This window comes from Pseudomonas sp. NPDC087342, assembly GCF_044744265.1.
In the GTDB taxonomy this organism is placed as follows: domain Bacteria; phylum Pseudomonadota; class Gammaproteobacteria; order Pseudomonadales; family Pseudomonadaceae; genus Aquipseudomonas; species Aquipseudomonas nunensis.
This window is the reverse complement of record NZ_JBIUXZ010000001.1, coordinates 1,719,799-1,746,559: the sequence shown is the minus strand read 5'-3', so window position 1 is coordinate 1,746,559 and position 26,761 is coordinate 1,719,799. Positions and strand designations below refer to the sequence as shown.

Here is a 26,761-nt window from a genome sequence, read left to right as displayed (position 1 = left end):
GCTTGCCCGCGAAGAGGCCCGCACATCCAACATCGATGTCGACTGACACACCGCTTTCGCGAGCAAGCCCGCTCCCACACTCAATCTCTGCTAGACGCAACATTTGCGGCCAACCCCAATCCCCTGTAGGAGCAAGGCTTGCCCGCGAAGAGGCCCGCACATCCAACATTGATGCTGACTGAGCCACCGCTTTCGCGAGCAGGCTCGCTCCCACAGTAACCGGGTTGTATCAAAGGGATGGCGCTCAGGCCGAGAATGCAAACGGTTCCAGGAAAATCTGCGGCTCAATCCAAAGCCTCAAACCGTACGGGATGACGGAGTAACCATCGTAGCGGCCAGTAAACGTATCCGCTGCCGCAAACTCGATAAACCGGCCGCGTTTATCGTCCACGACCCTGATGCCCGGACACCCGAGCATCGAGTAGCGAATGATCGGGTCTGGCAATGGAGCGGCCCATAGTTTCACTTCTACATCCGCATTGAATTGCCAAATGGTCAGTTGCAACCGAACGGGACCTTGTTCGACGGTATAGCGGTGCGAAATCCCCGATTCTTCTTCGTCGGGAATCACTCCGAGTACGTTGAACAGGTCGAACGGGTCCCAAGTCAGTGGGGGCATGAGGTTATCCTTGGCGGGTCATTTGAGTGCCTGGCGCAGGGTCAATAAAACCGATCTTCCTCCTTCATCGCATAAATCCGCCCCAGCGTCCTGAACGAAATCCCCAGAAACAACAGCGCCAGCAACACCCCGCCGGTCATGATGTAGAAACCCGGACGATTACTCTCTACCAGGCTGGCGATGCTGTTTTTCTCTGGCAACCAGCGTGAGTACAGCAGAGGAATAGGCCCGCCTGTTTCATAGTGGGCGTTTTGGGCGTAGCGCTCATCGACGTACTCCGCTTCGTGAGCCCGGCCTTTGTCATCGGTGTAGGTGTAGTGGATGACTTTGCCGTCGCGGTTCATCGGGATGTCGTCCAGTTGCGTGACGGTGCCGGTGGTTTCGATGGCGCCCAACTTCAGGGCTGCATACAAAATACCTTCGCCCCGAGCCATGCTGGCCAGAAGCAAGACTACGCAGCAGGCGACGGTCAACAGGATCACGCGGTTGAACAAGTGGTCTTTTTCGGCTTCGCGGGGGTAGTACATCTGACGGTCCTTCGCAGTTGGCTTGGCTAGAGCAAATCGGCAGCGAGATTAACAACTTTAGATGTCGCGCGGATTGAGGATGATGCCCCCACCACCAATCTCCTGTGGGAGCGTGTCTGCTGGCATCAATGCTGGATGTAAGTGATGGAGGCCACCTTAGGCGGATTGCCTGATGGGAAAAACGGGCCAGCGATTCGCTCTCTTTGGACGATTCGGTCCGCAATCAGCGTGCGGCGTTCCTGCTGCGGCACGTTACAATCGCGAACGAATCACCGGAGTCCGTCATTCGATGCCCCAGATCAGCCATTTCAAAACGCCGTGCCCCGAGCACATCACCAGCCAGATCCTGCAACTGGTGGTCGACAACCTGACCGACATCAGCGCCGTGGCCCTGCCGCCGAGCAACCTGCTGTACAACGTGTACCAGTACGCGATCGGCTATGAAGTCCACCTCTATCTGGAAGCGTTGAACGGGGCGAAGGGGATTGCGGTTGAGCTGATCGTGGCCACGGACGTGGACGATCCGGAAAAGGTCATTGGCTTTGTGTTGTACCTGCCGGTCAAGGATGATCCCGAGGCGTGCAGCGTGGTTTACATGGCCGTCGATGCCAGCCATCGAGGCCAGGGCATCGCGCGCACGATGCTGCGTGAAGTGGTCGGTCGCTACCCTCACACCGAACTGACTTGCAGCGTCGGCAAAGTACCGTATTTCGAGGCGATGGGCTTCCAGGTGCTGGGCGTGCGCGAGACGCAAGTGCTGATGAACACCCGCGATTACGGCACCGATGGCTTGATGGCAGTGCTGGATACCGCACCGATCTACAGCTCGCTGGAAGTGCGGCAGATTCATACGTATCTGCTGCAAAAGAACGGCAAGCGCGCGATGACTGATGCCGAGAAACAGCGGGACCGGCATCTGGATCAACTGACGCGCAAGGCGAATGAGTTTGTGCGTGGGCGGTTGGGGGATGAGGCGGTGCCGGCCATGACGCCGAGACTGCGGTTGGTCTGACTATCCCCGATCCCGCACAAATCCCTTGTAGGAGCGAAGCTTGCTCGCGAAGGCGGTCTTTTGGTCGACATCGATGTTGGATGTCCCGGCCCCTTCGCGAGCAAGCTTCGCTCCTACAGTTAAAAGCCTCTGAGCCGTTATGAAAGCTTCACATTCATGGTGATCCGCGCCGTGAACACCTTCTTGCCCTCGGCATCGTGAACATCCACCGGCACGATCTTGTCGCCGCCCGTCAGCCAGTCAACCGCTTCTCCATTGGCAACCGCCGTCACATCGGTCTTGGCCTTGGCCAAGTATTCGACCGTCATCCCTTTCGGAATCCAGCGTGCGCCTGTGGGAATCGAAACGTCGGTCATCGTCCCGGCAGCCAGTTCCGCGGCGTTGCACATCGCAATCGCATGCACGGTGCCCAAGTGGTTGGTGATCTCACGGGAAAACGGCACCTGCACGCTCGAATAGCCTGGGCGCAGTTCCGAAATCAGCGGGTTGATGGTGCTGAAGTAGGGCGCCACTTTGCAGGCCATTTGGCTGAATGCTTCGGGGCCGGCGCTGGTGAACATGCTGAGAAACTGGTTCATGTTGAAGCCTCTTTGAATGGTCGTTTTACAGAATGATGTTCCGTAACAGAATAATGTTCTGTTACGGAACAGTATTCTGTCGAAAGGAAATCTGTCAACCTAGCGCGACTTATCCATGGGCAGCCACCTGCCTTATCGTTGATCTTTTGAGCCTGTGTTCAGCATGGAAACCGCAGATTTACTCGAGCGCTGCTACCCCGGACGAAGAGCCGAACTCAAGCGCGACATCTTCAGAAAGGCCCTCAGGCTGTTCAACGAACAGGGGATCGAGGCCACCACCATCGAGATGATCCGCGCCGAATGCGATACCAGCGTCGGCGCGATCTACCACCATTTCGGCAACAAGGAAGGCTTGGTGGCTGCGCTGTTTTTCACTGCGCTGGATGATCAGGCGCAGCTGCGCGACAGCTATCTGGCCAACGCCGGCACCACGCAAGAAGGGATTTACGCGCTGGTGCACAGCTACGTGGATTGGGTCGACAACCAACCCGAGTGGGCGCGATTCCAGTACCACTCGCGATTTGCCGTGACCAAAGGACCGTTCAAGGACGAACTGGCGACCCGTAATAAAACCCGCAACCGGCAGCTCTGGGAATGGCTGTCAGCGCCGGACCGGGGCGATGAGTTGAAAGGTGTGCCGGCCGAGTTGATGCTGTCGCTGATCATCGGCCAGGCGGACAGCTACTGCCGGACCTGGTTATCGGGAAGGGTGAAGGGGCGTCCGATGGTCTACAGGGATATGCTCGCGGAAGCGGCGTGGCGCTCGATCTCTACGGGCGCAAGCTGCGACCAATGAAAATCTTCCCCATGTAGAAGATCCCCTGTGGGAGCGAGCTTGCTCGCGATAGCGGTCTGGCTGACATATCAATATTGAATGTGCCGCCATCATCGCGAGCAAGCTCGCTCCCACAGGGGGTAGTGGTTGTGTCAGATTTTTCGTGTGGTTCTTTCGATCATCGCCTTGATCGTTTCAAACAGTTCTTCCTCTGCCTGCCCGGCGCTGATTTCCCCCGTCGCCGCCGCATTCGACAAGGCCTCCGCTGCCCCCAGCATCGCCCGTAAACTCGCGGGTTTGATCGTGTTTGCTCCCGCGAAGGGCTGCAGCACGTCCTGGCATTTTTTGAGGAAAATCGCCTCGTACTCGCGCTTGATCTTCTCCAGCTCCGGCGAGCTAGCCAGCGCTGCGATCACCCCGGAAATTTCGTTGCCCTGGGTCAGCACACACGCCACATAGGACGACGCAATGATCCCGGCGGTGCTGTCGAGTGTCGGTTCGCAGGTCAGCAGCGCGGCGTCCATGATTGCGGTCTGCCGGGCGTCGAAATCCTGGTACAACGCCGCCAGCAAACCCGAGCGCGTGGTGAAGTGGTCATAGACCACCGGTTTGGTCACGCCCGCCAGTTCGGCGAGACGTCCGAGGGTCAACGCATCCGTACCTTCCTCGCGGACCATCTGCCAGGCGACATCCAGTAACTGGCGTTGGCGGTCCTCGCGGGGCAGGCGACGGCGGGGCTGTGGTGTGGAATCCTGCTCGTTTTTTTCGGTGCTTGACATGGCTATGTACCAAAAGTAACTTACTGATCGTAACTTACCAAGAGTATATAAGGTCCGCCCTGTGCTCTCAATCAGGAATTTCAGCATGCACGCACTGATCGTCGTAGCTCATCCCAATCCCCAATCACTCACCCACAGCCTCGCCCGACAAATTGCCGAAGGCCTGACCTCCGTCGATTCCAGCAACACCTATGAAATTGCCGACCTCTCGGCCCAAGGCTTCGATCCACGGTTCGGTACGGCAGACATGGCGGTCCATCATCGCGAAGCGCCGCCGCCCGCCGACGTCCTCGCCGAACAGGCACGGATCGAGCGCGCCGATGCGTTGGTGCTGGTCTATCCCGTTTACTGGTGGTCGATGCCGGCGCTGCTCAAGGGCTGGATTGACCGCGTGTTCTCGAATGGCTGGGCATTCGACTTCAGTCTGGACACGCCATTCGTGCAGAAATTGGGTCACTTGCGAGTGCACCTGGTCGGTGTGGGCGGCGCCGATGCCGGGTCGTTTACGCGACATGGTTACGACGAGGCGATGAAGACCCAGATCGACCATGGCATCTTCGAATACTGCGGCGCGCGGGTGGTGACATCCGAACTGTTGCTGGACTCGGAAACCCAGGCGCCGCAGATCCATTTGAAGGCAGCTCGGAATCTGGGCCGAAAACTCTTCAAATCATCAGAAGTGACTGAAACCGTGTGAGCACCACCGATCCCCCCCTGTGGGAGCGGGCTTGCTCGCGAAAGCGGTGGGTCAGTCAATTTAGATGTCGACTGAAACACCGCCTTCGCGAGCAAGCCCGCTCCCACAGTGGATTTGCGTCGCCTACACTGCCCCTGGCCAACCCGCCTGGCGCAGGGCTTTCAGCAACGTGGCGGCATCCAGCCCCGTCACCGCATGGCCATTGCCCTCAGCCGTTTCACCCGCCAGCAACGCATTGATGATCGCTTCTTCCACCGCTTCGGTAGCGGCGAGGAACAGTTCGCTGATGTGGTCGTTGTTGACCATGCGCAGGTTGTCGCAGGTCGGCGCTTTTTTACTTTCATACGCAGCGGGTGGCACGTCGTTGCCGGTGGCGAAGGCAATGAAAATGTCGCCGCTGTGATCTTCATTACCACCGCCCGTGCGGGCCAGGCCCAGGCTGGCACGTTGCGCGAGGCGGGTGCATTGGTGCGGCAGCAGCGGCGCGTCGGTGGCCAGGCACACAACAATCGAGCCCATGCCGGGATGCGGCAATGACGCTTTGAGGAACGGCGAGTCAGCCTTTTCCATGTAGCGCCCGACGGGGTAACCATCGACCCGCAATTCGTGGCGAATGCCGTGGTTGGCCTGGACGATCGCGCCCACCGTCCAGCCACCCTGGGTGCTGCTCAGGCGCCGGGACGCGGTGCCGATCCCGCCCTTGAATTCATGGCAGATCATGCCGCTGCCGCCACCGACGTTGCCCTCGATCACCGGTCCGCCGACCGCCGTGCGCAAGGCTTCGGATACGTGCTCGGGCTTCACATGAAAGCCATTGATGTCGTTGAGCAAACCGTCAAACGTCTCCAACACCACCGGCATGTTCCAGTAAAGCCGCCCGTCGTCCGGTTGCTGCTCGCGGTCCAGCACAATCAGCGCGTCGCGCACCACGCCCAGGCTGTGGGTGTTGGTGAAGGCGATCGGACTGGTCAACAGGCCGGCCTCGCGAATCCATTCCAGCCCGGTCGCATCGCCGTTGCCGTTGAGCACATGGACCCCGGCAAAACACGGCTGTTGGCTGGTGGAACCGAGGCGGGGCTCGATCACGGTAACGCCGGTCAGGATGTCGCGGCCCTGGGCGGTGCGGCCTCGCACATCACTGTGGCCGACGCGGACGCCGGGTACGTCGGTGATGGCATTCAGCGGGCCAGGTTGCAGCTGGCCGAACGGGATATTCAAATCGCGAGCACGTGGTTTCATGCAGGAACTCTCAGGCAAGTTAAACAGAAGGGGGGCAGGCCGGCTCAGTTGCCGTTCTTGATGTTGCTCCAGGAGCGCGTGCGGACACGTTCGATCTCATGGGGCTGCGGTTGCAGGGTGAATGCCTTGGCGATCACCTCGGCCGAGGGATAGATGTTGCTGAACTCGCGCACCTCGTCAGAGAGCAACGCGGTCGCGTCTTTGTTGGCGTTCGCGGTGAGCGCCAGGTTAGTGGCTGGCGCGATCACATCAGGGCGTAGCAGGTAGTTGATAAAGGCCAGTCCCTGTTCTGGATTGTTGCCGTCCTTGACCATGACCAGGTTATCGCTCCACAGCGGCGCACCTTCGACCGGGATGCTGTATTCAATCTTTACGCCTTTCGCGGCTTCATTGGCGGCTTGCATGGCACCGAACACGGTGCCGGACCACGTCAAGGCGACGCAGATGTCGCCGTTGGCCAGGTCGGTCTGGATCTTCGACGAATTGAAATAGGTGATGTACGGGCGCAACTTGAGCAGCAGGGCTTCAGCTTTTTTGTAGTCCGCGGGGTTACTGCTGTTGGGCGGCAGGCCGAGATAGTGCAGGGCGATCGGGATGATTTCGGCGGGAGCGTCCAAAACCCCTACGCCACATTGGCTGAGCTTGGCGAGGTTTTCTTCCTTGAACAGCAGATCCCAGGAGTTCACCGGCGCCTGATCGCCCAGGGCTGCGCGGACCTTGTCAACGTTATAGCCAATGCCGTCGGTGCCCCATAGGTATGGAACGGCGTATTGGTTGTCCGGGTCGTTCGCGCGCAGCTTTTCCAGCAAGACCGGGTCAATGTGTTGCAGATTGGTCAGTTGGCTACGGTCAAGTTTCTGCAAGGCCCCGGCCTTGATCAACGCCGGCAGAATGAAATTACTGGCCACCACCACGTCATAACCGCTGTGGCCGGTCATCAGCTTGGCTTCCAGTACTTCGCCGCTGTCGAAGGTGTCATAGACGGGTTTGATCCCGGTGTCGCGCTGGAAATCCTTCAGCGTGGTCGGGCCGATGTAGTCAAACCAGTTGTAGACGTGCACGGTGGGGGCTTCGGCGGCAAATGCCGACAATGAGGCCGACAGGCAGGCGCCCAGTCCCAGGTTGATATACGTGCGGTGACCACTCATGATGCGGCGCTCCTGGCCTGCTGCAGGCCGGTGATAATCAGGAGCTTGCAGCGTATCGAGGGGGAGGGTGGTCACCCATTCCCATCATGGGTTACTCGAAAGGGGTAGGACGTGGACGGGTTGTTGAAAGAGTTGCCGGTGCATCAAGGCTTGGCGCGGGTGTTCGGCACCCTCGGCCAGGACGGGTTCTGGCGCGCGCTGGTGGACACCTTGCGTTTGCTGGTGCCGCTGGATAACGCGTTGGTTGCGGTGATGCGCGCCGGGCGAGTGCCTCGGCTGCTGATTGATTTCGACTCCCGTGCCAGTGCCCCCGAAGACGAGGAATTGGCTCGCTACAGCGCTGGCGTGTACTTGCTCGATCCTTTCTATCAGGCCGTCTGCGCCGGCATCACCGACGGCTTGCACAGCCTCGATTCAGTGGCCCCGGACCAGTTTCAGCAGAGCGAGTATTACCAGAGTTACTTCCGCTCGGTGGTGGGCGGTGACGAGATGCAATTCATGATCAATGTGGACGGCGCTGTGCTCGGTTTGTCGCTTGGACGCTCGATGCGATTCAGCCCTGAAGAACATGGCCGTCTTCTTTGTGTACGTGACTGGGTGCTGGCCGCGATAGGCCGACACCTGCAACTCGTGCCACCGGAAGGACCGACGGCGGTAGCGGGGGATCTGGCGACCTTGCTCGATCGTTTCGACGCGCGCTTGACGGTGCGTGAAGTCGAAACCGCGCGCCTGATTCTCCAGGGCTTCTCCAGCAAAGCCATCGCCCAGCAACTGAGCATTTCCCCGGAAACAGTGAAGGTGCATCGGCGTAATCTTTACCACAAGCTCAACGTCAGCGGGCATGGCGAGTTGTTTGCGCTGGTGCTGCAACCGAAATAACAGACTCACCGCTAAACCCCTGTGGGAGCGAGCTTGCTCGCGAAAGCGGTGGGTCAGTCAATATAGATGTCGACTGACACGACGCCTTCGCGAGCAAGCCCGCTCCCACATTTGTTCTCCAGTGGACGCAGTATTGGTGGTCAGCCCCAATCCCCTGTGGGAGCGAGCCTGCTCGCGAATGCCACGCATCAATCCCCCTGCCGAAACACCAACGCCTTCAACCCGCACTCAACATCCGCATCCGGAAACTCCGGCGGGTTCTCCAGTCGCTGCACAAAACTCAAACTCGGCGCCTCACGCGTTACCCCATCAATCAAGAAGTCCGAACCAAACGCCGGGTCGTTCATGCAGGCCAGCACCGTACCCTGTTCGGTCAACAATTCCGGCAATCGACGCAGCACCCGCTGGTAATCCTTGGTCAGCAAAAAACTGCCTTTCTGGAATGACGGCGGATCGATGATCACCAGGTCATACGGCCCCTTGCCAATCACCTTGCCCCAGGACTTGAACAAGTCATGGCCGAGGAACGTCACCTTGCTCAAGTCGTGGCCGTTGAGCCGGTGATTGTCGCGGCCACGGCTCAGTGCCGAACTGGACATGTCCAGATTGACCACATGCGCCGCGCCGCCCTCGATGGCCGTCACGGAAAAGCCGCAGGTGTAGGCGAACAGGTTCAACACCCGCTTGCCCTCGGCATTGGCCCGCACCCAATCGCGGCCATAACGCATGTCGAGGAACAGCCCGGCATTCTGTTTGCGGCCCAGGTCCACCCGATATTTCAGGCCGCCCTCGGTGATGGTCATCTCATCGAGCGCATCCCCCAGCAGCCATTCGGTGGTGCTTTGCAGCAGGTAGCGGTGTTGCAGCAGCAACGTATGCGCGCCGGACTGTCGCCACTCGGCGGATTGCGTAATGCCCAGCAACAGAACCTTCAACGCTTCCAGTTGCTGCGCTTCCGGCTCCTTGAACAGCGACACCAGCACCACGCCCTGCAACCAGTCCACCGTCAACTGCTCGAGGCCCGGCCAGCAACGTCCACGCCCGTGAAACAGGCGGCGGGTTTCGGCTGGGGCGGTGGCCAGTGCGGTCAACAGGTGTGTGTTCAGGGTGGCAAGGGCGTCAGGGTTCATCAGGCAACGTCGGCAAATTGAGTGGGCGGCATTTTAACCACAAAAGCACCCCGGCAACGCCCGGATAGTTATCACGTTTAATTTAACTTTACGTGAGGATTTTGCGATCTTCCGGCTCCCATACTTGGCCCCAACGAACAATAACCGGGAGCCGGACATGTCGCAGCCAACTGCCTCACCCAAGGCCAGCCACCCACGCTGGCTGCGCCTGACCCATTGGCTCAACGCCCTGGCCGTCGTGGTCATGATCGCCAGCGGCTGGCGCATCTATAACGCTTCGCCGCTGTACGACTTCAGCTTCCCGAAAGCGCTCACCCTCGGCGGCTGGCTCGGCGGTGCGTTGCAATGGCACTTCGCGGCGATGTGGTTCCTCGCCGTCAACGGCCTCATCTACCTGATCATCAACATCGCCAGCGGTCGTCTGTTTCGACGGTTTTTTCCGGTGTCGCCGAAGGGAATCCTGCACGACCTGTGGGCGGCATTGAGAGGGCGGCTGGGGCACGCCGACCTCAGTCATTACAACCAGGTCCAGCGGTTTGCCTACCTGTTCGTCATGCTCGACATCACGCTGATGGTGATCTCCGGGCTGGTGCTGTGGAAGTCCGTGCAGTTCCCGTTGTTGCGTGAATTGCTCGGCGGTTACGAAGGGGCGCGGCAGGTGCATTTCGTTGCGATGTCGCTGCTGGTGGCGTTCATCGCGGTGCATCTGGTGATGGTGCTGCTGGTGCCAAAAACGTTGTGGTACATGATCGTTGGTCGCAAGGAGTCCGTATGAAAAAGCGCATCGAAGGACTCGACGAGTCGTCCATCCTCAGCGAAGCCCGGAAGGTGCTGGCGCCGCAAATCGAAGACCGTTCCCGGCGCTCGTTCCTGCTGCGCGGCTTGACCCTCGGCGGCGTGGCCATGTTGTCGGGCTGCAACATCACCGACAACGACAGCGTCGAAACCGCGCTGTCCTCGATGTCCCGCTTCAACGATCGGGTCCAGGGGTGGCTGTTCAACCCCAGCGCCATGGCGCCGACCTATCCCGAGTCGATGATCACCCGACCGTTTCCGTTCAATGCCTTTTACGGCATCGACGAAGCACCGACGGTCGAGGAAGAAAGCTACCGACTGGAAGTCACCGGCATGGTCGCCGACAAGCGCAACTGGAAACTCGAAGAGCTGCGCGCCATGGCCCAGGTCGACCAGATCACCCGGCACATCTGCGTCGAAGGCTGGAGCGCAATTGGCCGCTGGGGCGGCGTGCGCTTCAGCGATTTCCTCAAACGGGTGGGCGCCGATACCGATGCCAAGTACGTCGGCTTCAAATGCGCCGACGACTATTACACCAGCATCGACATGGCCACCGCGCTGCATGCGCAAACCCTGCTGACCCTGACCTACGACGGCGCCGTACTGCCCCGCGAATACGGCTTCCCGATGAAGCTGCGCATGCCGACCAAGCTCGGCTACAAGAACCCGAAACACATCCAGGCGATTTTCGTCACCAACACCTACCCCGGCGGCTACTGGGAAGACCAGGGCTACAACTGGTTCGGTGGTAGCTGACAAACACCCATCAATTCACCGCAAGCACACTCAACTCTACAAGGAATACCACCATGAAAAAGCTCGCCACCGCCGCACTGTCCCTGTTCCTGGCCATGGGCGTCGCCAGCGTCTACGCCGCCGACACCATGAGCAACGACAGCATGAGCAAGGACTCGATGTCCAAAGACGCCATGTCCAAAGACACCATGAAAAAAGACACGATGAAAAAGGACAACATGGCCAAGGACACGATGAAGAAAGACAGCATGTCCAAGGATGCGATGAGCAAGGACACGATGAAGAAAGACAACATGTCCAAGGACAGCATGAGCAAAGATGCGATGAAAAAAGACGCCATGTCGCAGTAACCCAACACAACCCCAATCCCCTGTGGGAGCGGGCTTGCTCGCGAAGGCGTCAATTCAGTCAACAAATACGTTGCCTGACACACCGCTTTCGCGAGCAGGCTCGCTCCCACAGGTTGTTCATTTCAGGGGCATTACCTGAACTCATACCCCCATGACTTTTAATGGTTACAGCCCCGCCAACCCCCAGTGTTAAAAAATCGCAAACACAGCTCATCAACAACAAAAAAGAGCGTTTGCAACCATGACCAAGCCCCACTGCCGCGTCCCCGCCAGCCCCTCGCTGCGCTCTTCGAACCCCGACTTTTGCCCCGCGATCTTTACGATCCGCGTGCGCTTCTGATCACCCCAAAAAATCCAAAAAGAGTATTCCCCATGAAAGAACTCGACCTGTACATCGGTGAAGGCTTCGAAGGCCCAGGCGTGAATGCCGCGCACATCAACATCCTGATCGGGCCACGCAACGGTCCGGCGGGGCAGGCGTTTGCCAATAGCCTGGCGTCGCCAAGCCAAGGGCATTGCCCGTTCATGGTGATCGCTCAGCCGAACATCCCGGTCAAACCGATGACGCTCTACGTCAACAAGGCCGCGATCAGCAGCGACCTGCACGGCAACGCCACCTGGGGCGCGTCCCAGGCCGGGATTGCAAAGGCTGTTCTTGAAGCACTGCTGGACGGCACCTTGCCGCCGGAAGCCGAGGACGAGTGGGCGATTGTGACGGCCAACTGGGTCAACCCGGCCTGCGATGATCTCGATGCGGTGTACCTGAACAACTACAACGCCTGCCGCACCGCGATCCGTGCCGCCCTGACCGGCAAGCCGGAAACCGCGCAACTGGCGGATGTGGTCGGCCACATCAGCAACCCTTTCTACACGCCAAAAGCCTGAGGTCCGCGCCATGCAATACATTCGTTTGGGCAACTCCGGCCTGCAAGTCTCCCGCCTGTGCCTGGGCACCATGAACATGGGCACCCCGGACTGGAAGCCGTGGATTTTCGATGAAAAGCAAAGCGAGCCAATCGTCGCTCACGCCCTCGATAACGGGGTGAATTTCATCGACCTGGCGGACTTCTATTCCGCTGGCGTCGGCGAAGAAGTCGTCGGGCGCATCGTCAAGCGCCTGGCCCGTCGCGAAGACCTGGTGATCACCACCAAGGTCGGCTACGGCACCCGCAACGGCATCAATGCCAGCGGTCATTCGCGCAAGCACATCATGGACAGCATCGACGCTTCGCTGAAGCGTCTGAACATGGATTACGTCGATGTGTTCATGCTGCATTACTTCGACGTGAACACCCCGGTCGAAGAAACCATGAGCGCTATGAATGACATCGTGCGCTCCGGCAAGGCCCGTTACATCGGCGTCTCGACCATGCTCACCGGGCAACTGGCGAAGATCCTCATGGCCTGCGAGCGCAATGGTTGGGTCAAGCCGATCAACATGCAGCTGCAACTGAACTGCGCCTACCGCGAAGAAGAGCGCGAGATGATTCCGTTCTGCCGCGACCAGGGCCTCGGCGTTTCAGTGTTCAGCCCGCTGGCCCGTGGCTTGCTGACCGGCGACGTGCAATCGACCCGCAACCAGACCGACTTTTTCACCCAGCAAATGTACAGCGACGAAGCCTCGTTCGAGATCGCCCATTCGGTACAGCGCGTGGCCCGTGCCCGTGGCGTGTCGAACGCGCAGATCGCCCAGGCCTGGGTCGCCAACCATCCGGGGGTCGATTGCATGCTGGTTGGCGCCGACACCACCGCGCAGTTCGACAGTGCCCTGGCAGCCTTGGAAACCAGGCTCGACGCCGAAGAACTGCATGAGCTGGAACGCAACTACACGCCGTGCGACGTGATCAACGATTACACCGCCGGCAAACGCATCCTGCGCTCGGCCCGTCCTGCGCTGGAACGCTTCACTCTGACCGAGGCCGTGGCATGAGCGCGCTGATCCGTAACGGTAACTTCATCGATGGCCAATGGTCCAGCGGTGGCCCCACGTACCCGGTGTTGAACCCGGCCAACGGCGAACTCATCGCCGAAGTGCAAAAGGCTGGCGCTGAAGAAACCAACCTCGCGATTGCCGCCGCCAACCGCGCCTTGCCGGCCTGGCGCAAACTGACCGCCAAGGAACGCAGCCAGAAGCTCAAGCGCTGGAGCGAGCTGATGCTGAGCAGTCAGAAGGGCCTGGCCACCTTGCTCAGCCGCGAGCAGGGCAAACCGTTGGCAGAAGCCATGGGCGAAGTGGTCTACGCCGCGAGTTTTCTGGAGTGGTTCGCCGAAGAAGCCAAGCGTGCTTACGGCGACGTGATCCCGAGCCACAAGGCTGACGCGCGGATCATCGTGGTCAAGGAAGCCATCGGTGTGGCGGCGGCGATCACCCCGTGGAACTTCCCGCTGGCGATGGTCACCCGCAAGGTCGGCCCGGCGCTGGCGGCGGGTTGCACGATGATCCTCAAGCCGTCGGAAGAAACCCCGCTGTCAGCCTTCGCCCTGGCGGTGTTGGCCGAGCAGGCGGGCATTCCGGCCGGCGTGTTCAACATCGTTTCGGGTGACGCGGTGGCGATTGGCGGGGCGCTGCAAGCCTCCGGCATCGTGCGCAAACTGTCGTTCACCGGCTCCACCCGCACCGGTAAATTGCTGATGCGTCAGGCGGCGGACACGCTGAAAAAAGTCTCGCTGGAACTGGGCGGCAACGCGCCGTTCATTGTGTTCGACGACGCCGACCTGGACGCCGCCGTCAAAGGCGCCATGGCTTCGAAATTCCGCAACACCGGGCAGACCTGCGTTTGCGTAAACCGCTTCTTCATTCAGGACGGCGTCTACGAAGCCTTTACCGGCAAACTCGCCGAAGCGGTCGCGGCTATGCGCGTCGGCAGTGCGCTGGACGGAGAGACCGAGCAAGGTCCGCTGATCAACGCGGCGGCATTGGCCAAGGTTGAATTGCATGTCGGCGACGCCTTGGAGAAGGGCGCCCAGCTGTTGTGCGGCGGTCGTCGGCATGCCCTCGGCGGCACCTTCTATGAGCCGACCATCCTCACCGAAGCCAACAGCGACATGCTGATCGCCCAGGACGAAACCTTTGGCCCGGTGGCCGCGTGCTTCCGCTTCAAGGACGAGGCCGAAGTGTTGCAGCGGGCCAACGACACGCCTTACGGGCTGTCGGCGTACTTCTACAGCCGCGACGTCGGCCGCGTCTGGCGCATGGCCGAAGGCCTGGAAGCCGGCATGGTCGGGATCAACGAAGGGATCATCTCCACGGAAGTCGCGCCGTTCGGCGGCATCAAGGAATCGGGCCTCGGCCGCGAGGGTTCCAAATACGGCCTGGAAGACTACCTGGAAATCAAATACCTGTTGATGGGCGGGCTCTGACACCATCAATCCCTGTAGGAGCGAGGCTTGCCCGCGAAGGCGATTCAATATTCAACATGGATGTCGATTGACACACCGTCTTCGCGGGCAAGCCTCGCTCCTACAAGGGATAGCGCCAACGGTTTCATTTCTCCGTCAATAACAACAACTGGAGACGAACATGTCCGCTCAATCGATAAAAATCGACGACCTGCCCATCGGGCGCTTTCACCTCAAAATCGCCGGTCTGACCTTCGGCGCGCACTTCACCGACGGCTACATCCTCGGCCTGATCGGCATCGCCTTCACCCTGCTCAGCCCGCAGATGCACCTCGATGCTTTCTGGCAGGGCCTGATCGGTGCCTCGGCGCTGATCGGCCTGTTCCTCGGCAGTCTGTTCTTCGGTTGGATCTCCGACAAAGTCGGCCGGCAGAAAATCTTCCTGGTCAGTTTTGTGCTGATCACCATAGCCTCGGTTATGCAGTTCTACGCCGAAACTGCCATGCAGTTGTTCCTCTGCCGGGTGCTGATCGGCATTGGCCTGGGCGGTGATTTCAGCGTCGGCCACGCGATGCTCGCCGAGTTCTCGCCGAAGAAACATCGCGGCGTGCTGCTCGGTTCGTTCAGCGTGATCTGGACCTTCGGCTACGTCGCCGCGACCTTCGTCGGCACGGCCATGCTCAACCTCGGCGATGACGCCTGGCGCTGGATGCTGGCCTCGTCGGCGATCCCGGCGGCATTGATCCTGATCGCGCGTATCGGCACCCCGGAATCGCCACGCTGGCTGGTCAATCAAGGACGCATCGCCGAAGCCCGGGCCATCGTCAAAAAGCACCTGGGCGACAACGTCGAACTCGACGAAACCCGCTCCACCGAAACCCGTTCCGGCTACGCCGTGCTGTTCAGTCGTGAATACCGCAAGCGCACGGCGTTCAATTGCCTGTTCTTCGTGTGCATCGTGATGCCGTACTTCGCGATCTACACCTTCTTGCCGTCGATTCTGCAGAAGATGGGCCTGGCGGAAGGGTTTGGTACGGAACTGATGCTGAACCTGCTGCTGATCCTCGGCGCGTTGATCGGGATCTGGTGCACGGTGAAGTTCTCCCGCCGGGGCTTCTTGATCAATTCGTTCATCATCCTGGCGGTGGCGTTGTTTCTGCTGGCAGTGTTGCCGGGCAGTGCGGCGTTCCTGATGGTGTTGGTGTTTGGTCTGTTCACGCTGGTGCTGTCGGCGGTGAGCAACCTGGTCGGCGTATTCCCGGCCGAGAGCTTCCCGACCGAAGTGCGCGCTAGCGGGATTGGCCTGGCGACGGCGGTGAGTCGTTTGGGTTCAGCGGTCAGTACCTTCCTGTTGCCGGTGAGTGTGGCGGGGATCGGGTTGAGCCCGACCATGGGGATTCTTGCGGCGATCCTGGCACTGGGCGCGATGATTTCCTGGGCCTGGGCGCCGGAGACCAAATCCCTGACGCTGAGCCAGGCGTGCAAGGCTCAGAGCCCGGTGGAGAGTGGGGTGCCGGTGGCCGTCAAAGTCGCAGCCCCGGCTTAATAGACAGGCAGTAGGATATTGGGTGTTCTTGAGATCCAACCCCTCACCCCAACCCTCTCCCCAAAGGGAAGAGGGGAAAGGGAGCTGATCTTCATGCTTTTCAAAACCAGAGTTCGACTCAGGACTTTCAGGTCGATGTAGCTCCAAGAACACCTCGGTCGGCTCCCTCTCCCCTCTGGGGAGAGGGCTGGGGTGAGGGGTGGCCTTCAAGGATTACTCACCAACCCCAACCACTCCGTAAACAACCGCACCTTCGACAAGCCCAATTTGTCATTCGCCACATCCAGCCAATACCCATACGGCCCGACCACTTCCACCGGGGTGATTGGCAACAAACTGCCATTAGCCAATTCCTTCTCAATCATCTGCCGATCAATCACCGCCAACCCGCCACCGGCCAGCGCCGTGTGGATCACTTGGTCGAGGGTGCTGAATTCCAGCCCTTGCCCGGCATCGATATCGTCCCGGCCCATCGCCGCCAGCCAGTTCTCCCACACCTTCAAACGCCTGCCATCGTGCAGGATGTGCAGCAGTGGAAACTGCCGCAGGTCCGGCGGTTGACCATTGATAAACAACTCCGGGCTGGCCACCGCCATGTGGCGTTCCATCACCAGTAACTGGCTGCTGCAATGGCTGTCGGCTTCGAGGCCGAAGCGGATGTGGCAGTCGATTTCCGCGAGGTTGTCGTGGCCGGTCTGGTGGGTGACGCTCAGGCTGATGTCGGGGTAGCGCTGGCAGAATGCACGCAGGTGCGCCGACAGCCAGCGCGTGGCCCAGGTCGGTGGCGCGACGATGCGCAGGCGCTGGCGCAGATTGGGCACGCGCACCGCTTGCAGGGCGCGTTCGATGTGGTCGAAGGCGTCGCTTAAATGCGGGGATAGAGCGAGGCCGGTTTCGGTCAGGGACAGGCCTTGTGGCGTGCGGATGAACAGGGCCACGCCGAGGTAATCTTCGAGCTGCTTGATCTGACGGCTGACTGCGCCTTGGGTGACGTTCAGTCCCAACGCCGCCTGGCTGAAACTGCGATGCCGGGCGACTTCTTCAAAGACTCGCAGCATGTTGAGCGAGGGCAGTTGACGCATGAAAGGGTGACTCCATACCTGACGCCGATGCGGGGCAGGTTTATTGTTTTTGGTGATGGTTTTGTAGGGCGTATCTGACTCCTGTGGCGGGGGCTGATGCAAGTGGTGTTTGGGCGATTCGCGAGCAGGCTCGCTCCCACAGGTTATGCGCTAAACCTGTAGGAGCGAGGCTTGCCCGCGAAGGCGTCCTCAAGAACGCCAAAAATCCCGGATCAGAAGTAATACCCAATGTTCATGTACAACTGATTCTCCCAGTGATCGGTCCCACCCGCAGCCAAACTCTGGGTGTAGCTGCTACCGCCGATATACGGATCATTCTTGCCATACAACCACTCCGTCGCGATCCACAATTTGCTGAAGGAAAACGAGGTCCCGAGGATCATCCGCTGCGAGGTCTTGAACTCATCGGCGGATTTGTCGAAGGCGCTGTAGTTGGCGTACAGCTTCACGCCGCTGACCAGATCGAACAGGTATTTGCCGCTGACGTCGTAGCTCAGATCCGCCACGTACAGATTGCCGCGACTGGCGACGTTGTAAGTGCCGTCGTAACCGCCGAGGGTCACCACTTCATCGGTGCCCGCATTGCGCGGCGACATCTGCTGGCGTGCCGCTTGCAATTGCACGCCCCACGGGCCGTTCTTACCCAGGTAGTGCACGGCCACGGCGTTGCGCCGGCCATCGTTGTCGGTGTCTTTGTTCTCTAACGTTGAGGTCAGGCCCGAGATGCCGACTTCGGATTTCCACGGCCCCAGGTCCAACGCCTTGGCCACCCGCAGCACTACGGTGTTGCGTTCCTGGTTGTCGCTACCGTCGCCCACATAACTGTCGGCCCCGGACACCACGCTGGAATAGGTCACGCCTTTACTGGTGCCTTTGCCTTGCCACGCCGGGCGCAGGTAGTAACCGGCCTGGATATTCCAGTCGCCGCTTTGCTGGATGTACTTGGCGCCGACTTGTTGCACATCTTCCAGGCCGATGACGTTGCCCAGGGTTTCGTAGAAGGTGCTGCCGAAGTAAGGCTGCAAGCCGAACGGCACGGTGTTCAGGCCCACTTGCACTTGCTGGTCGGGGTTGAACTTGTAGCCGGCCCAGGCGAACTTGGCGAACTGAATGTCGCCATAGTTCTTGGTGTACTGGTAAGGATAGGAGCGTCCGTAAAAACGGTACTGCGCTTCCCCGATCCAGGTGTCGGAGTTGTACTTGGCGCTGAGGAACACCGTGTCGAGGCCAAACTTCTGGATGTCGCGATCCGGGTCGTAGTCCCAACGTGCGCGAATGGCGCCGCCGAGGTCGAGGTTGTCGGTGACTTGGACCGCCATGGCCGGCGCCGCGAAGGCACCGAGCAGCGGAATGAGAACGATGGAACGGACCGCAATCGGGGTGGTTGTGCGCACAGTCATACTCCTGATTTTTTAGTTATCGTTGGCAACAGCAACCCATGCCGCAGCGAACGCTGCGACCTGGGGAAAAGGTTATGGGGTCAGTTGGCTTGAGGTCGGATCAGCCTCAGTGGCGGTTCTGCGACGGGTACCACCGGTATCGCCGAAGCACCGGGCGCCGCAGCCAGCAGGGTTTGGGTGTAGGTGTTTTGCGGTCGCAAAAGCACCTGCTGCGCGGTGCCGTATTCCACCACTTCGCCCTGGCGCATCACCGCGATGTAGTCGCTGATCTGCGCCGCCACCCGCAAGTCGTGGGTGATGAACAAAATGCTCAGGTTCAGGCGTTGTTGCAGTTCGGCGAGCAGTTCCAGAACCTGCTTTTGCACCGAGACATCCAGCGCCGAGACGCTTTCATCGGCGATCAACACTTCCGGGCGCATCGCCAGGGCCCGGGCGATGCCGATGCGCTGGCGCTGGCCACCGGAGAATTGCCGTGGCTTGCGCTTGAGGGCGTCACGCTTGAGCCCGACCTGTTCCAGCAAGTCACCGGCCTCGGTCCACGCGTCCTTGGCCGACAGCCCGCGCAGTTGCGCGGCGCGGGCGATGATGTCGCCGACCCGATGCCGTGGATTGAGCGAACCGTACGGGTCCTGAAAAATCATCTGGATGCGCCGCCGGTTGGCCGCCAGGGCCGAGCCGCGCAACGCGAGGAAATCCGTGTCACCGACCCAGACGTGGCCGCTGTCGCTGTCCACCAGCCGGATCGCCGCTTTGACCAACGTGCTCTTGCCCGAGCCGGACTCGCCGACAATCGCCAGCGTCTTGCCCCGTGGCAGTTGCAGCGAGACATCCTTGAGCGCCGGCACCAGACGGCCGCCGACGTTGTAGGTTTTGGTCAGGTGCTCGATGCGCAATGCCAACTCACCGTCGGCGCACGGTGCGTGCAGCTCCGGGTGCAGTGCCGGCACGGCGGCGATCAACTTGCGGGTGTACGGGTGTTTTGGTGCATTGAGCACTTGATCGCGCTCGCCGATTTCCACCAGCACGCCGCCCTCCATCACGGCGATGCGGTCGGCGATTTCCGCCACCACGCCGAAGTCGTGGGTGATGAACAGAATGCCGTGCTGGCCACGACCGCGCAGGTCGCGCACCAGTTTCAGCACTTGGGCCTGGGTGGTCACGTCCAGCGCCGTGGTCGGTTCGTCGGCAATCAACAAATCCGGATTCATCGCCAGCGCCATGGCAATCACCACCCGTTGGCATTGGCCGCCGGAGAGTTGATGCGGGAAGCTGTTGGCGATCCGTGGCGGGTCGGGCAATTGGGTGGAGTCGAGCAGGGCGAGCATGCGTTCGCGACGCTCGTTGGCGGGCATGCTCGGGGCGTGAATGTCGAAGATTTCTTCGACTTGCTGGCCGATACGAATCGCCGGGTTCAGCGCCGCCATCGGTTCCTGGAAAATCATCGCGATGCGGTTGCCACGCAGCTTGCGCAGCGCGTGTTCGTCCATGCGGCAAATGTCGTCGCCGAGAAAGTCGATCACCCCTTCGCTGTGGCGCAGGCCCTTGGCGTAATCACCCATGATCGCCGCCGAGAGCACCGATTTGCCGGAGCCGGATTCGCCGATCACACAGAGGATTTCACCTTTGCGCACATCAAGGCTGATGCCCTTTACGGCGTGGCTGCGATCAGCGCCAGCTGGGAGTTCGATGGACAGGTTTTCAACCTTTAAGACTTGTTGTTGACTCATGCTCAACTCCTTGCGCCTTTCTGGGCGTGTTCGTCCAGACCGTCCGCCAACAGGCTCAGGCCCAGCATCAGGGTGGAGATGGCAATGCACGGGAAGATCACCAGGTGCGGGAAAGCGATGGCCATGCTGCGGCCTTCGTTGATCATGCCGCCCCAGTCGGGTGTGGGCGGCGGCAGGCCGAGGCCAAGGAAGCCGAGGGCGCCGATCATGATCGCGGTGTAGCCGATGCGCAGGCAGAAGTCGACGATCAAGGGGCCGCCGCAGTTCGGCAGGATTTCCACCAGCATGATCCGCAACGAGCCTTCGCCCTGGGTGATGGCGCTGAGCACGTAGTCCCGGGAACGGATGTCGATGGTCAGCGCGCGCATGATCCGGAAGATCGCCGGGGCGCTGGTGAACGTCACCGCGATCAGGATGTTCAACGCCGAAGCGCCGAGGGCGATGATGATCACGATGTACAACACCAGCACCGGGAACGACAGCACGGTGTCGGCGACATAGGACAACAACCCGTCGACCCAGCCATTGAAGTAGCCGGCGCACAGGCCCATGGCGATGCCCACGGCGAATGCGGTAAGCGTGGCGAGAATCGACCAGAACAATACGGTGCGGGTGCCCCAGATCAGCCGCGAGAGAATGTCCCGACCAATCATGTCAGTGCCCAGCAGAAAGCTCATGCCGTTGCCATCCGGGGTCATCGGCGTCAGCAGCGGGGTGAAGCTTTCCAGGGGATCGTGGGGCGCCAGCCATGGCGCAAAAATCGCCATCAACACCCAGCCGCCGACCAGCAGCAAACCGAGCAACGCCAAGGGATGTTTGAACGAGTTGAGGAAGTTCATTGGCCACCTCCGCCAAGACTGCGCAAGGTGATGCGCGGGTTGAGCCAGGTGTAGGCCAGGTCCGAGAAGATTTTGGTCGCGCCGACCACGATGCCGCTGATCATCGCGCAGGCTTCGATCAGGTACACGTCATGGTTCAGCGACGCGGTATAGAGCAGCGAACCGAAGCCTTTGTAGGCGAAGAACACCTCGACCACGATCACGTTCGACAGCAGCCACGGGATGTACAACATGATCACCGTGATCGGTGCGATCAACACGTTGCGCAAGGCATGCCGCAGCACGATTCGTGAGGTTGACGCGCCTTTGAGGCGGGCGGTGCGGATGTACGGCGCCTGCATCACCTCGACCATCGAGGCCCGGGTGATCCGCGCCAGATAGCCGATGCCGAACAGGCATAGCACCATCAGTGGCAGCGCCAGTTCCACGGCGTTGAAGCCGTCGCTCATGCTGCTCACACCCGGCAGCCAGTTGAGCCAGAAGACGAAGATCGCCGAGACGAACACCGCACTGGCGAAGTCCGGAATCGAAGTGGTGACGATCGACAGGAAAGACACTAGCCGATCCACCGCCGAGCCTTGGCGAATCCCGGCCAGAATGCCGAGGGTCAACGCCACCGGCACCATTACCGCGAGGGCCAGGCCTGCGAGGATCAACGTTTGCCCGAGGTTCGGCAGCAACAGGTCGATCACCGGCTCGCGAAAGTGCACCGAAGTGCCCCAGTCGCCGCTGAGAAAATCCTTCAGCCACACCAGGTAGCGCCAGACGAAGGGTTGGTTGTAACCGTGTTCCACCAGCCACGCGGCGCGCTGGTCGGCGGCGGAGTAGGGACCGAGGACGTTGATCGCAACGTCTTCGATATTCAGTTCCAGGGCCAGGAACACGATCACCGACACCGACAACAGGGTTGCCGCCAGCGCCAATAACTTGCGCAATAGAAATTCAGCCATGCTCGCACGCTCCGGCTAATCAAGGGATGGCGGCCCAACCCACCGAGGTGGGCGAGCCGCATGAGGGGCGCTTGAATCAGGCGCTCAACCAGACTTCATCCATTGGGTAGAAGTCCGACGGGTGAACCTGGAATCCCTGGACTTTCTTGCTCGCGGCGGTGAATTTGTCGCCCCAGAACGGCTGCACCATGACGCAGGCGTCCTGCAGGATTTGCTCGACGTTCTGCATGGCGGCCGCGCGTTGTTTCGGGTCGATGATGCCCATGGCTTTATCGAGTGCAGCGTCGAACGCCGGGTCGCTGTAGTGGCTCTCGTTCCAGGCTGCACCGCTGCGATACGCCAGTTCCAGCGACATCACGCCGAGTGGTCGATGCGCCCAGTAGGTGAGGCTGAACGCGGCTTTGTCCCAGATTGGCCAATACTGGGTGGCCGGGATCACTTTCAGGTTGATGCGGATGCCGGCTTCGGCGCAGTTTTGTTGCAGGATCTGCGCGCAGTCCTGTTCGTAACGGCCCTGGGTGTTGCCGACGATCAGGTCGATGTCGATGCCGTTCGGGTGGCCGGCCTCGGCGAGAAGTTTCTTCGCGCCCGCGACGTCCCGCGCTCGTTTGGGCAACGGAAAGTATTCCGGGTGCGACGGTGCGACGTGATGGTCTTCGCCCAGGGTGCCCATGCCGCGATAGGCAATTTTCAGCATCTGTGCGTTGTCGGCGCACAGCACAACGGCTTTGCGAATCCGCACGTCGTCGAACGGTTTCTGGTCGCAGGCCATGCGCATGACGATGGTTTGCGCCGACTTACAGGTGAGCAACTGCGCGCCCGGCAAGCGTTTGGCCAGGTCGAGTTCGGCCACGGTCACCCGGTACAGCACGTCCACTTGCCCGGCCTGTAGTGCAGCGAGATGGGTGGAGATGTCGGTGCCCATGTCGACGTAACGCAACTCGTCGAGGTTGGCCGGTTTGCGCCAGTAATCGGCACGCTTGGCGAAGGTCGCCTGCTTGTTGACCGCGAACGACACCAGTTTGAACGGTCCGGTGCCCAGCGGGTTTTTCGCCCAATCGTCACCGGCCTTGAAGCTGCGATGGACGATGGCGCAGGTGAAGGCGTTGAGCATTTCCGGGATCGCCAGCATCGGCCGCTTGAGCACCAGGCGGAACTGGAAGTCGCTGACTTTTTCGAAGGCGCTGATGTCCTGGAACGCGGTGCGGTTGACCGACTTGGAGTCAGCGGCAATCCAGCGCTGGATGTTGTGCTGCACATCCTCGACATTGAACGTGTCGCCGTTGCTCCACTTCACGTCCTGGCGCAGGTTGAAGGTCCAGGTCTTGAGGTCTTCGGACGGGCTCCAGCTTTCGGCCAGGTACGGGTGGGTGATGTTGTCGGCGTCGACCCAGGTCAGGTATTCCAGGGAGTTGCGCAGCAGGTTCGAGGCTTCGATCCAGGTGATCAACATCGGGTCCTGGATTTCCTGGATGGCACAGGCAAACCGCAGGCTGCCGCCCTGGCGCGGCGTGACCGCATCGGCAGCACGAGCAGAATTGCCCAGCAGCGCAGAACCTAGGAAGGTGCTGGCGCTGGCGGCGGTGATGCCCAGCAGCGCGGCGCTGCGCAGGAATTGCCGGCGATTGATCTCGCCACGTTTGACTTGGGTGCACAGGTCGTTTACCGCTGGATGCGGCAGGGTGCCGTCCAGTGTCATTAACTCTTTCATATGCCTCTCCGATAACGTGCAAAAAATGCGTTTTTCGACTGGCCGCTGGGTGGGGCGAGCGGCAGACGCGGTCGGTTTTCGATGAACCGAAACTGTCAGTGGCAGGTACCGCGAAGGCACAGGCACGACAGGCGTGAAGCCAGCAGAAGATCAAGGCGCAACGAAATCAGGAGGTCGGAAATGGGGTAGGACATAGGGCTGCTCTCATGTTGTTTTTATTAGAGATGCCCGCAGTTTTGTCATCTGGGCAAAGATCGACAAACGATAAATTCAACGGTGAAACGTTCGATAAATGCATGTTACTGACCGTAAGGAAGACGCCGCTTCGAAAGCGTTGCGCCCGGAAAATTGGAGGCGGCCGTTTACCGCGCGTGTTTGCGACCGCTATGCACGTCTTCTGTAGCCGCCGCCGAACGCTCCTGTAGCAGCTGCCGAAGGCTGCGTTCGGCTGCGAAGCAGTCGCAAAACGGTGCGACCACATTCTTCCTGCTGCCCCGCATTGGCTGGATGACGACTGCTTCGCAGCCGAACGCAGCCTTCGGCAGCTGCTACAGGGGTTCGCGTTTCCAGGGGACCCGCGTGGGGTCACCCATGCGTTGGAATCATCGCGGCATCAGGCGCGGATCGAACGGGTAGTCGGAGAGCAATTCGATACCGTTTTCGTGGATGTAGATCTGCTCTTCGAGCTTGACCCCTTCGCCGCCTTCATCGTGGCCGATGTAGCTTTCCACGCAGATGGTCATGCCGGCTTCGAACACGCCGTCGTAGCCCAGCGCATCGATGTCTTCGCGGTGCACCACGTACGGGTATTCACCGGTCATGCCAACGCCATGCGCCAGGGCGAAGTAACGGTTGGCCTTGTAGTTATCCGGGATCTTCCACGCCAATTCGGCGTATTCCTTGAAGCTGCGCCCGGCCTTGAGCATTTCCATGTTGGTCTGCACTTGCTCGTAGGCCAGTTTGTACAGCTCTTGTTGCTTGGCGGTGGCGGCTTGTTCGCCGCAGAGGAAGGTCCGCGAGAAGTCGGCGTAGTAGCCGAAGCGCCCGACCACGTCGGTGTCCAGTGCCACCAGGTCACCGGCCTCGATCGGCCGGGTGCTGCATTCCTGGAACCATGGATTGGTACGCGGCCCGGAGGACAGCAGACGGGTTTCCACGTAATCGCCATCGGTGGCGATCACGTGCTGGTGCAGGTGCGACCACAGTTCGTTTTCGCTGATACCCGGCACCAGTTTGCTTTCCATCAAGCGCACCCCGGCTTCGGTGGCGCGCAGGCTGGCGCGGATCATCTTCAGCTCGTTCGGCACCTTGATGCAGCGCGCGCGTTCCAGCGGTTCTTGAGCGTCGAAGATCTGATAGCCGAGTTTTTGCAGTTCGAAGGCGGCGGCCGAGGTCGCACTTTCGATGGCGATGCGCTTGTTGCCACCACCGTGCTTGCGCGCCAGCTCATCGATTTCGGCGGCCCATTCGGCGGTGACGTTGTTGAGGAAGCTGTCGCAGAAGTAATAGGAAATGGCTTTGGCCGGACGCACTTCGTCGACGGTGTTGAGCTGTTCTGCCAGGTGCAGGCAACCGCCGAACTCAAAGATCACCACCGGGCCTTCCGCCGGGATAAAGGCATACCGCGCCGGGTTGCGCGCCGAGTACACCTGCATGTTGCGCGAGCCGGTGGCGTAGCGCATGTGGGTCGGGTCGAACAACACGCACGCGGCGTAGTCGCGTTTTTTCAGTTCATTGCGCACCCGTTGCAAACGGTCGAGCTGGATTTGCTGGATTTCGTCGTAGGTCGGTTCGCAGTCGGCGGGGTTGCGGTTAGGGCCGGACAGACTCATGGGGTGTTCCTCGCAGGGCAAATACGGTTGGTTTTTTCTAGGAATTTTTGGGCGAATCAGTCGAGCAACTGGTCGCTGCGCACCAGGTTGCGTTCGGCTTGCAGGTGGGCTTCGGACAGACGTCCGTAAAGCTGCTTGGTGCGCTGGGCGCGGCCGATGATCCCGGGCTTTTCCGAGTAGGCGAAGATCGCTGTATTACGCTCGGTGGCGCCCTCGACACGGGTCACCCGGTGCACCGAGAAGCGGCCCTTGAAGATCTGCAAATCGCCGGGGTTGAGTTCCAGTTCCTGCACGCGGCTGCGGTCATCGCCGCGCACGACTTTGCCCACCGCGCCGAGGTTTTCCTGGGTGCGGGTGCGGATCATCGGCGCGTACTCGAACAAGCCTCCGGCCTCGGGCTTCTGGGTCATCATGCTGACGATGAATTCGTTGGTGTCGAAGTGCCAGGGCTGCTCGGTGCCGTGGGGCATGACGTTGATCACCAGGCCGGCGAACGGGTCGGCGTATTCGAAAATCTCCGGTTCGTTCAGGCAGGCGCCGATAAAGCGCTTCACCATCGGCGAGACGTACAAGCGATGAATGATCGCGTCCGGGGCGATCATGTCCCGGGTCACGAAGCCGCTGGTGCGCTCCATGAATGTGCGGCGCGGGTCATCCTGGGGCAGGGCGGGGTCGTCTTCGGTGAAGTAGGCGTTGACCTTGCGCACCGAGTAAAACGTCTTGCCCGACAGCGCCTGGCCTTCGGCGCGGGCCTGCTCCAGCGCCTCGGGCCGCAGGAAATTCTTCAGCAGGCAGCAGCCGTCCTCGGCCAGTTCGGCGCGGGCGTGTTCGATTAGCGCCTGCAATTGGACATGGCCCGAATCATGTATGGGGTACAACTCGGTATTAATGATGTCGCTGATATCGCCCACTTCGGCGTCGGCAAGTTGAAGGCTCATGCAAGTCTCCTGGAACTATCAATTAACAGTGTTTGGCGTTGAATCGATAGTTGCTTAAAGAGGTGCGAAGTGGAAATTACAAGTTGTGATCGAATCCATCGGCAGGGGCGATA

The 26,761-nt window shown here is 60.4% G+C and carries 26 protein-coding genes; 11 read left to right on the top strand and 15 right to left on the bottom strand.

Annotated features, from left to right (window positions below; genetic code table 11):
• Positions 1-244 precede the first annotated feature (244 nt).
• Complete coding sequence (locus tag ACIOYV_RS07875; RefSeq protein WP_401322479.1) at positions 245-619, bottom strand: Ypar14, super integron cassette; 375 nt, start codon at positions 617-619, stop codon at positions 245-247.
• 41 nt (positions 620-660) lie between these two features.
• Entirely contained in the window at positions 661-1,146 is a 486-nt protein-coding gene (locus ACIOYV_RS07870; RefSeq protein ID WP_401322476.1) for a hypothetical protein, read from the bottom strand.
• Between the two features lie 289 nt (positions 1,147-1,435).
• Here ACIOYV_RS07870 and ACIOYV_RS07865 point away from each other — a divergent pair, with 289 nt between their 5' ends.
• Positions 1,436-2,158, top strand: coding sequence for a GNAT family N-acetyltransferase (locus ACIOYV_RS07865; protein WP_401322474.1), 723 nt, complete (start codon positions 1,436-1,438; stop codon positions 2,156-2,158).
• Between the two features lie 137 nt (positions 2,159-2,295).
• On the opposite strand, the gene ACIOYV_RS07860 is transcribed toward ACIOYV_RS07865, so the two are convergent.
• Positions 2,296-2,736: a hotdog fold domain-containing protein gene (locus tag ACIOYV_RS07860; protein WP_265044857.1), complete on the bottom strand. Its 441-nt coding sequence runs from the start codon at positions 2,734-2,736 to the stop codon at positions 2,296-2,298.
• Between the two features lie 163 nt (positions 2,737-2,899).
• Here ACIOYV_RS07860 and ACIOYV_RS07855 point away from each other — a divergent pair, with 163 nt between their 5' ends.
• Positions 2,900-3,532, top strand: coding sequence for a TetR/AcrR family transcriptional regulator (locus ACIOYV_RS07855; RefSeq protein ID WP_401322471.1), 633 nt, complete (start codon positions 2,900-2,902; stop codon positions 3,530-3,532).
• A 131-nt stretch (positions 3,533-3,663) separates the two neighbouring features.
• Here the strand turns inward: ACIOYV_RS07855 and ACIOYV_RS07850 are convergent, their stop codons facing one another.
• Positions 3,664-4,290: a TetR/AcrR family transcriptional regulator gene (locus ACIOYV_RS07850; protein WP_401322468.1), complete on the bottom strand. Its 627-nt coding sequence runs from the start codon at positions 4,288-4,290 to the stop codon at positions 3,664-3,666.
• Between the two features lie 85 nt (positions 4,291-4,375).
• Between ACIOYV_RS07850 and ACIOYV_RS07845 the strand changes: the two genes are divergently transcribed.
• Positions 4,376-4,987 carry an NAD(P)H-dependent oxidoreductase gene (locus ACIOYV_RS07845; RefSeq protein ID WP_401322466.1) on the top strand — a complete coding sequence of 204 codons (612 nt, stop codon included), beginning with the start codon at positions 4,376-4,378 and terminating at the stop codon, positions 4,985-4,987.
• Between the two features lie 123 nt (positions 4,988-5,110).
• On the opposite strand, the gene ACIOYV_RS07840 is transcribed toward ACIOYV_RS07845, so the two are convergent.
• Positions 5,111-6,226 (bottom strand): P1 family peptidase, encoded by a 1,116-nt coding sequence (locus tag ACIOYV_RS07840; protein WP_401322464.1) that lies wholly within the window; start codon positions 6,224-6,226, stop codon positions 5,111-5,113.
• 44 nt (positions 6,227-6,270) lie between these two features.
• A complete protein-coding gene (locus ACIOYV_RS07835) occupies positions 6,271-7,374 on the bottom strand; it encodes a polyamine ABC transporter substrate-binding protein (RefSeq protein WP_401322462.1) in 1,104 nt (367 codons plus the stop codon).
• A gap of 111 nt (positions 7,375-7,485) precedes the next feature.
• Between ACIOYV_RS07835 and ACIOYV_RS07830 the strand changes: the two genes are divergently transcribed.
• Positions 7,486-8,253: a LuxR C-terminal-related transcriptional regulator gene (locus tag ACIOYV_RS07830; RefSeq protein WP_401322460.1), complete on the top strand. Its 768-nt coding sequence runs from the start codon at positions 7,486-7,488 to the stop codon at positions 8,251-8,253.
• Positions 8,254-8,441: 188 nt separating this feature from the next.
• Here ACIOYV_RS07830 and ACIOYV_RS07825 read toward each other — a convergent pair whose 3' ends face one another.
• Entirely contained in the window at positions 8,442-9,383 is a 942-nt protein-coding gene (locus ACIOYV_RS07825; RefSeq protein WP_401322458.1) for a class I SAM-dependent methyltransferase, read from the bottom strand.
• 157 nt (positions 9,384-9,540) lie between these two features.
• On the opposite strand from ACIOYV_RS07825, the gene ACIOYV_RS07820 reads away from it, so the two are divergent.
• From ACIOYV_RS07820 to ACIOYV_RS07790, 7 genes are all read left to right on the top strand, one after another.
• Complete coding sequence (locus tag ACIOYV_RS07820) at positions 9,541-10,158, top strand: cytochrome b/b6 domain-containing protein (protein WP_401322456.1); 618 nt, start codon at positions 9,541-9,543, stop codon at positions 10,156-10,158.
• Positions 10,155-10,934: a molybdopterin-dependent oxidoreductase gene (locus ACIOYV_RS07815; protein ID WP_401322453.1), complete on the top strand. Its 780-nt coding sequence runs from the start codon at positions 10,155-10,157 to the stop codon at positions 10,932-10,934. The genes ACIOYV_RS07820 and ACIOYV_RS07815 overlap by 4 nt, the downstream gene beginning before the upstream one ends.
• A gap of 53 nt (positions 10,935-10,987) precedes the next feature.
• Entirely contained in the window at positions 10,988-11,284 is a 297-nt protein-coding gene (locus ACIOYV_RS07810) for a pentapeptide MXKDX repeat protein (protein WP_290028986.1), read from the top strand.
• Positions 11,285-11,656: 372 nt separating this feature from the next.
• Positions 11,657-12,169 (top strand): formaldehyde-activating enzyme, encoded by a 513-nt coding sequence (gene fae / locus ACIOYV_RS07805; protein ID WP_150676399.1) that lies wholly within the window; start codon positions 11,657-11,659, stop codon positions 12,167-12,169.
• A 10-nt stretch (positions 12,170-12,179) separates the two neighbouring features.
• Positions 12,180-13,214, top strand: a complete 1,035-nt coding sequence (locus ACIOYV_RS07800; RefSeq protein ID WP_054615232.1) for an aldo/keto reductase — start codon at positions 12,180-12,182, stop codon at positions 13,212-13,214.
• On the top strand, positions 13,211-14,644 hold the full coding sequence (locus ACIOYV_RS07795; protein ID WP_401322449.1) for an NAD-dependent succinate-semialdehyde dehydrogenase: 1,434 nt from the start codon (positions 13,211-13,213) through the stop codon (positions 14,642-14,644). Before ACIOYV_RS07800 ends, ACIOYV_RS07795 begins: the two co-directional genes overlap by 4 nt.
• 160 nt (positions 14,645-14,804) lie before the next feature.
• Positions 14,805-16,169 carry an MFS transporter gene (locus ACIOYV_RS07790; RefSeq protein WP_401322447.1) on the top strand — a complete coding sequence of 455 codons (1,365 nt, stop codon included), beginning with the start codon at positions 14,805-14,807 and terminating at the stop codon, positions 16,167-16,169.
• Between the two features lie 206 nt (positions 16,170-16,375).
• Here the strand turns inward: ACIOYV_RS07790 and ACIOYV_RS07785 are convergent, their stop codons facing one another.
• The 8 genes from ACIOYV_RS07785 to ACIOYV_RS07750 form a co-directional block, all read right to left on the bottom strand.
• Positions 16,376-17,251, bottom strand: a complete 876-nt coding sequence (locus tag ACIOYV_RS07785) for a LysR substrate-binding domain-containing protein (RefSeq protein WP_401322444.1) — start codon at positions 17,249-17,251, stop codon at positions 16,376-16,378.
• A 212-nt stretch (positions 17,252-17,463) separates the two neighbouring features.
• The gene (locus ACIOYV_RS07780) at positions 17,464-18,651 is read right to left on the bottom strand and encodes a hypothetical protein (RefSeq protein ID WP_401322442.1); all 1,188 of its coding nucleotides are present in this window, start codon (positions 18,649-18,651) and stop codon (positions 17,464-17,466) included.
• An 80-nt stretch (positions 18,652-18,731) separates the two neighbouring features.
• Entirely contained in the window at positions 18,732-20,378 is a 1,647-nt protein-coding gene (locus ACIOYV_RS07775) for a dipeptide ABC transporter ATP-binding protein (RefSeq protein WP_401322440.1), read from the bottom strand.
• Positions 20,379-20,380: 2 nt separating this feature from the next.
• Entirely contained in the window at positions 20,381-21,217 is an 837-nt protein-coding gene (locus tag ACIOYV_RS07770) for an ABC transporter permease (RefSeq protein ID WP_401322437.1), read from the bottom strand.
• Positions 21,214-22,167 carry an ABC transporter permease gene (locus ACIOYV_RS07765; RefSeq protein WP_034135584.1) on the bottom strand — a complete coding sequence of 318 codons (954 nt, stop codon included), beginning with the start codon at positions 22,165-22,167 and terminating at the stop codon, positions 21,214-21,216. The genes ACIOYV_RS07770 and ACIOYV_RS07765 overlap by 4 nt, the downstream gene beginning before the upstream one ends.
• 76 nt (positions 22,168-22,243) lie before the next feature.
• On the bottom strand, positions 22,244-23,878 hold the full coding sequence (locus ACIOYV_RS07760; protein ID WP_401322434.1) for an ABC transporter substrate-binding protein: 1,635 nt from the start codon (positions 23,876-23,878) through the stop codon (positions 22,244-22,246).
• 602 nt (positions 23,879-24,480) lie between these two features.
• Entirely contained in the window at positions 24,481-25,710 is a 1,230-nt protein-coding gene (locus tag ACIOYV_RS07755) for a M24 family metallopeptidase (RefSeq protein WP_401322432.1), read from the bottom strand.
• Between the two features lie 56 nt (positions 25,711-25,766).
• The gene (locus ACIOYV_RS07750) at positions 25,767-26,648 is read right to left on the bottom strand and encodes a phytanoyl-CoA dioxygenase family protein (RefSeq protein WP_401322430.1); all 882 of its coding nucleotides are present in this window, start codon (positions 26,646-26,648) and stop codon (positions 25,767-25,769) included.
• Between the last annotated feature and the right edge of the window lie 113 nt (positions 26,649-26,761).

Coding starts and splice junctions, on each gene's coding strand:
- ACIOYV_RS07875 (WP_401322479.1), bottom strand. CDS start 619: ATGCCCCCACTGACTTGGGACCCGTTCGACCTGTTCAACGTACTCGGA.
- ACIOYV_RS07870 (WP_401322476.1), bottom strand. CDS start 1,146: ATGTACTACCCCCGCGAAGCCGAAAAAGACCACTTGTTCAACCGCGTG.
- ACIOYV_RS07865 (WP_401322474.1), top strand. CDS start 1,436: ATGCCCCAGATCAGCCATTTCAAAACGCCGTGCCCCGAGCACATCACC.
- ACIOYV_RS07860 (WP_265044857.1), bottom strand. CDS start 2,736: ATGAACCAGTTTCTCAGCATGTTCACCAGCGCCGGCCCCGAAGCATTC.
- ACIOYV_RS07855 (WP_401322471.1), top strand. CDS start 2,900: ATGGAAACCGCAGATTTACTCGAGCGCTGCTACCCCGGACGAAGAGCC.
- ACIOYV_RS07850 (WP_401322468.1), bottom strand. CDS start 4,290: ATGTCAAGCACCGAAAAAAACGAGCAGGATTCCACACCACAGCCCCGC.
- ACIOYV_RS07845 (WP_401322466.1), top strand. CDS start 4,376: ATGCACGCACTGATCGTCGTAGCTCATCCCAATCCCCAATCACTCACC.
- ACIOYV_RS07840 (WP_401322464.1), bottom strand. CDS start 6,226: ATGAAACCACGTGCTCGCGATTTGAATATCCCGTTCGGCCAGCTGCAA.
- ACIOYV_RS07835 (WP_401322462.1), bottom strand. CDS start 7,374: ATGAGTGGTCACCGCACGTATATCAACCTGGGACTGGGCGCCTGCCTG.
- ACIOYV_RS07825 (WP_401322458.1), bottom strand. CDS start 9,383: ATGAACCCTGACGCCCTTGCCACCCTGAACACACACCTGTTGACCGCA.
- ACIOYV_RS07820 (WP_401322456.1), top strand. CDS start 9,541: ATGTCGCAGCCAACTGCCTCACCCAAGGCCAGCCACCCACGCTGGCTG.
- ACIOYV_RS07815 (WP_401322453.1), top strand. CDS start 10,155: ATGAAAAAGCGCATCGAAGGACTCGACGAGTCGTCCATCCTCAGCGAA.
- ACIOYV_RS07810 (WP_290028986.1), top strand. CDS start 10,988: ATGAAAAAGCTCGCCACCGCCGCACTGTCCCTGTTCCTGGCCATGGGC.
- fae (WP_150676399.1), top strand. CDS start 11,657: ATGAAAGAACTCGACCTGTACATCGGTGAAGGCTTCGAAGGCCCAGGC.
- ACIOYV_RS07800 (WP_054615232.1), top strand. CDS start 12,180: ATGCAATACATTCGTTTGGGCAACTCCGGCCTGCAAGTCTCCCGCCTG.
- ACIOYV_RS07795 (WP_401322449.1), top strand. CDS start 13,211: ATGAGCGCGCTGATCCGTAACGGTAACTTCATCGATGGCCAATGGTCC.
- ACIOYV_RS07790 (WP_401322447.1), top strand. CDS start 14,805: ATGTCCGCTCAATCGATAAAAATCGACGACCTGCCCATCGGGCGCTTT.
- ACIOYV_RS07785 (WP_401322444.1), bottom strand. CDS start 17,251: ATGCGTCAACTGCCCTCGCTCAACATGCTGCGAGTCTTTGAAGAAGTC.
- ACIOYV_RS07780 (WP_401322442.1), bottom strand. CDS start 18,651: ATGACTGTGCGCACAACCACCCCGATTGCGGTCCGTTCCATCGTTCTC.
- ACIOYV_RS07775 (WP_401322440.1), bottom strand. CDS start 20,378: ATGAGTCAACAACAAGTCTTAAAGGTTGAAAACCTGTCCATCGAACTC.
- ACIOYV_RS07770 (WP_401322437.1), bottom strand. CDS start 21,217: ATGAACTTCCTCAACTCGTTCAAACATCCCTTGGCGTTGCTCGGTTTG.
- ACIOYV_RS07765 (WP_034135584.1), bottom strand. CDS start 22,167: ATGGCTGAATTTCTATTGCGCAAGTTATTGGCGCTGGCGGCAACCCTG.
- ACIOYV_RS07760 (WP_401322434.1), bottom strand. CDS start 23,878: ATGAAAGAGTTAATGACACTGGACGGCACCCTGCCGCATCCAGCGGTA.
- ACIOYV_RS07755 (WP_401322432.1), bottom strand. CDS start 25,710: ATGAGTCTGTCCGGCCCTAACCGCAACCCCGCCGACTGCGAACCGACC.
- ACIOYV_RS07750 (WP_401322430.1), bottom strand. CDS start 26,648: ATGAGCCTTCAACTTGCCGACGCCGAAGTGGGCGATATCAGCGACATC.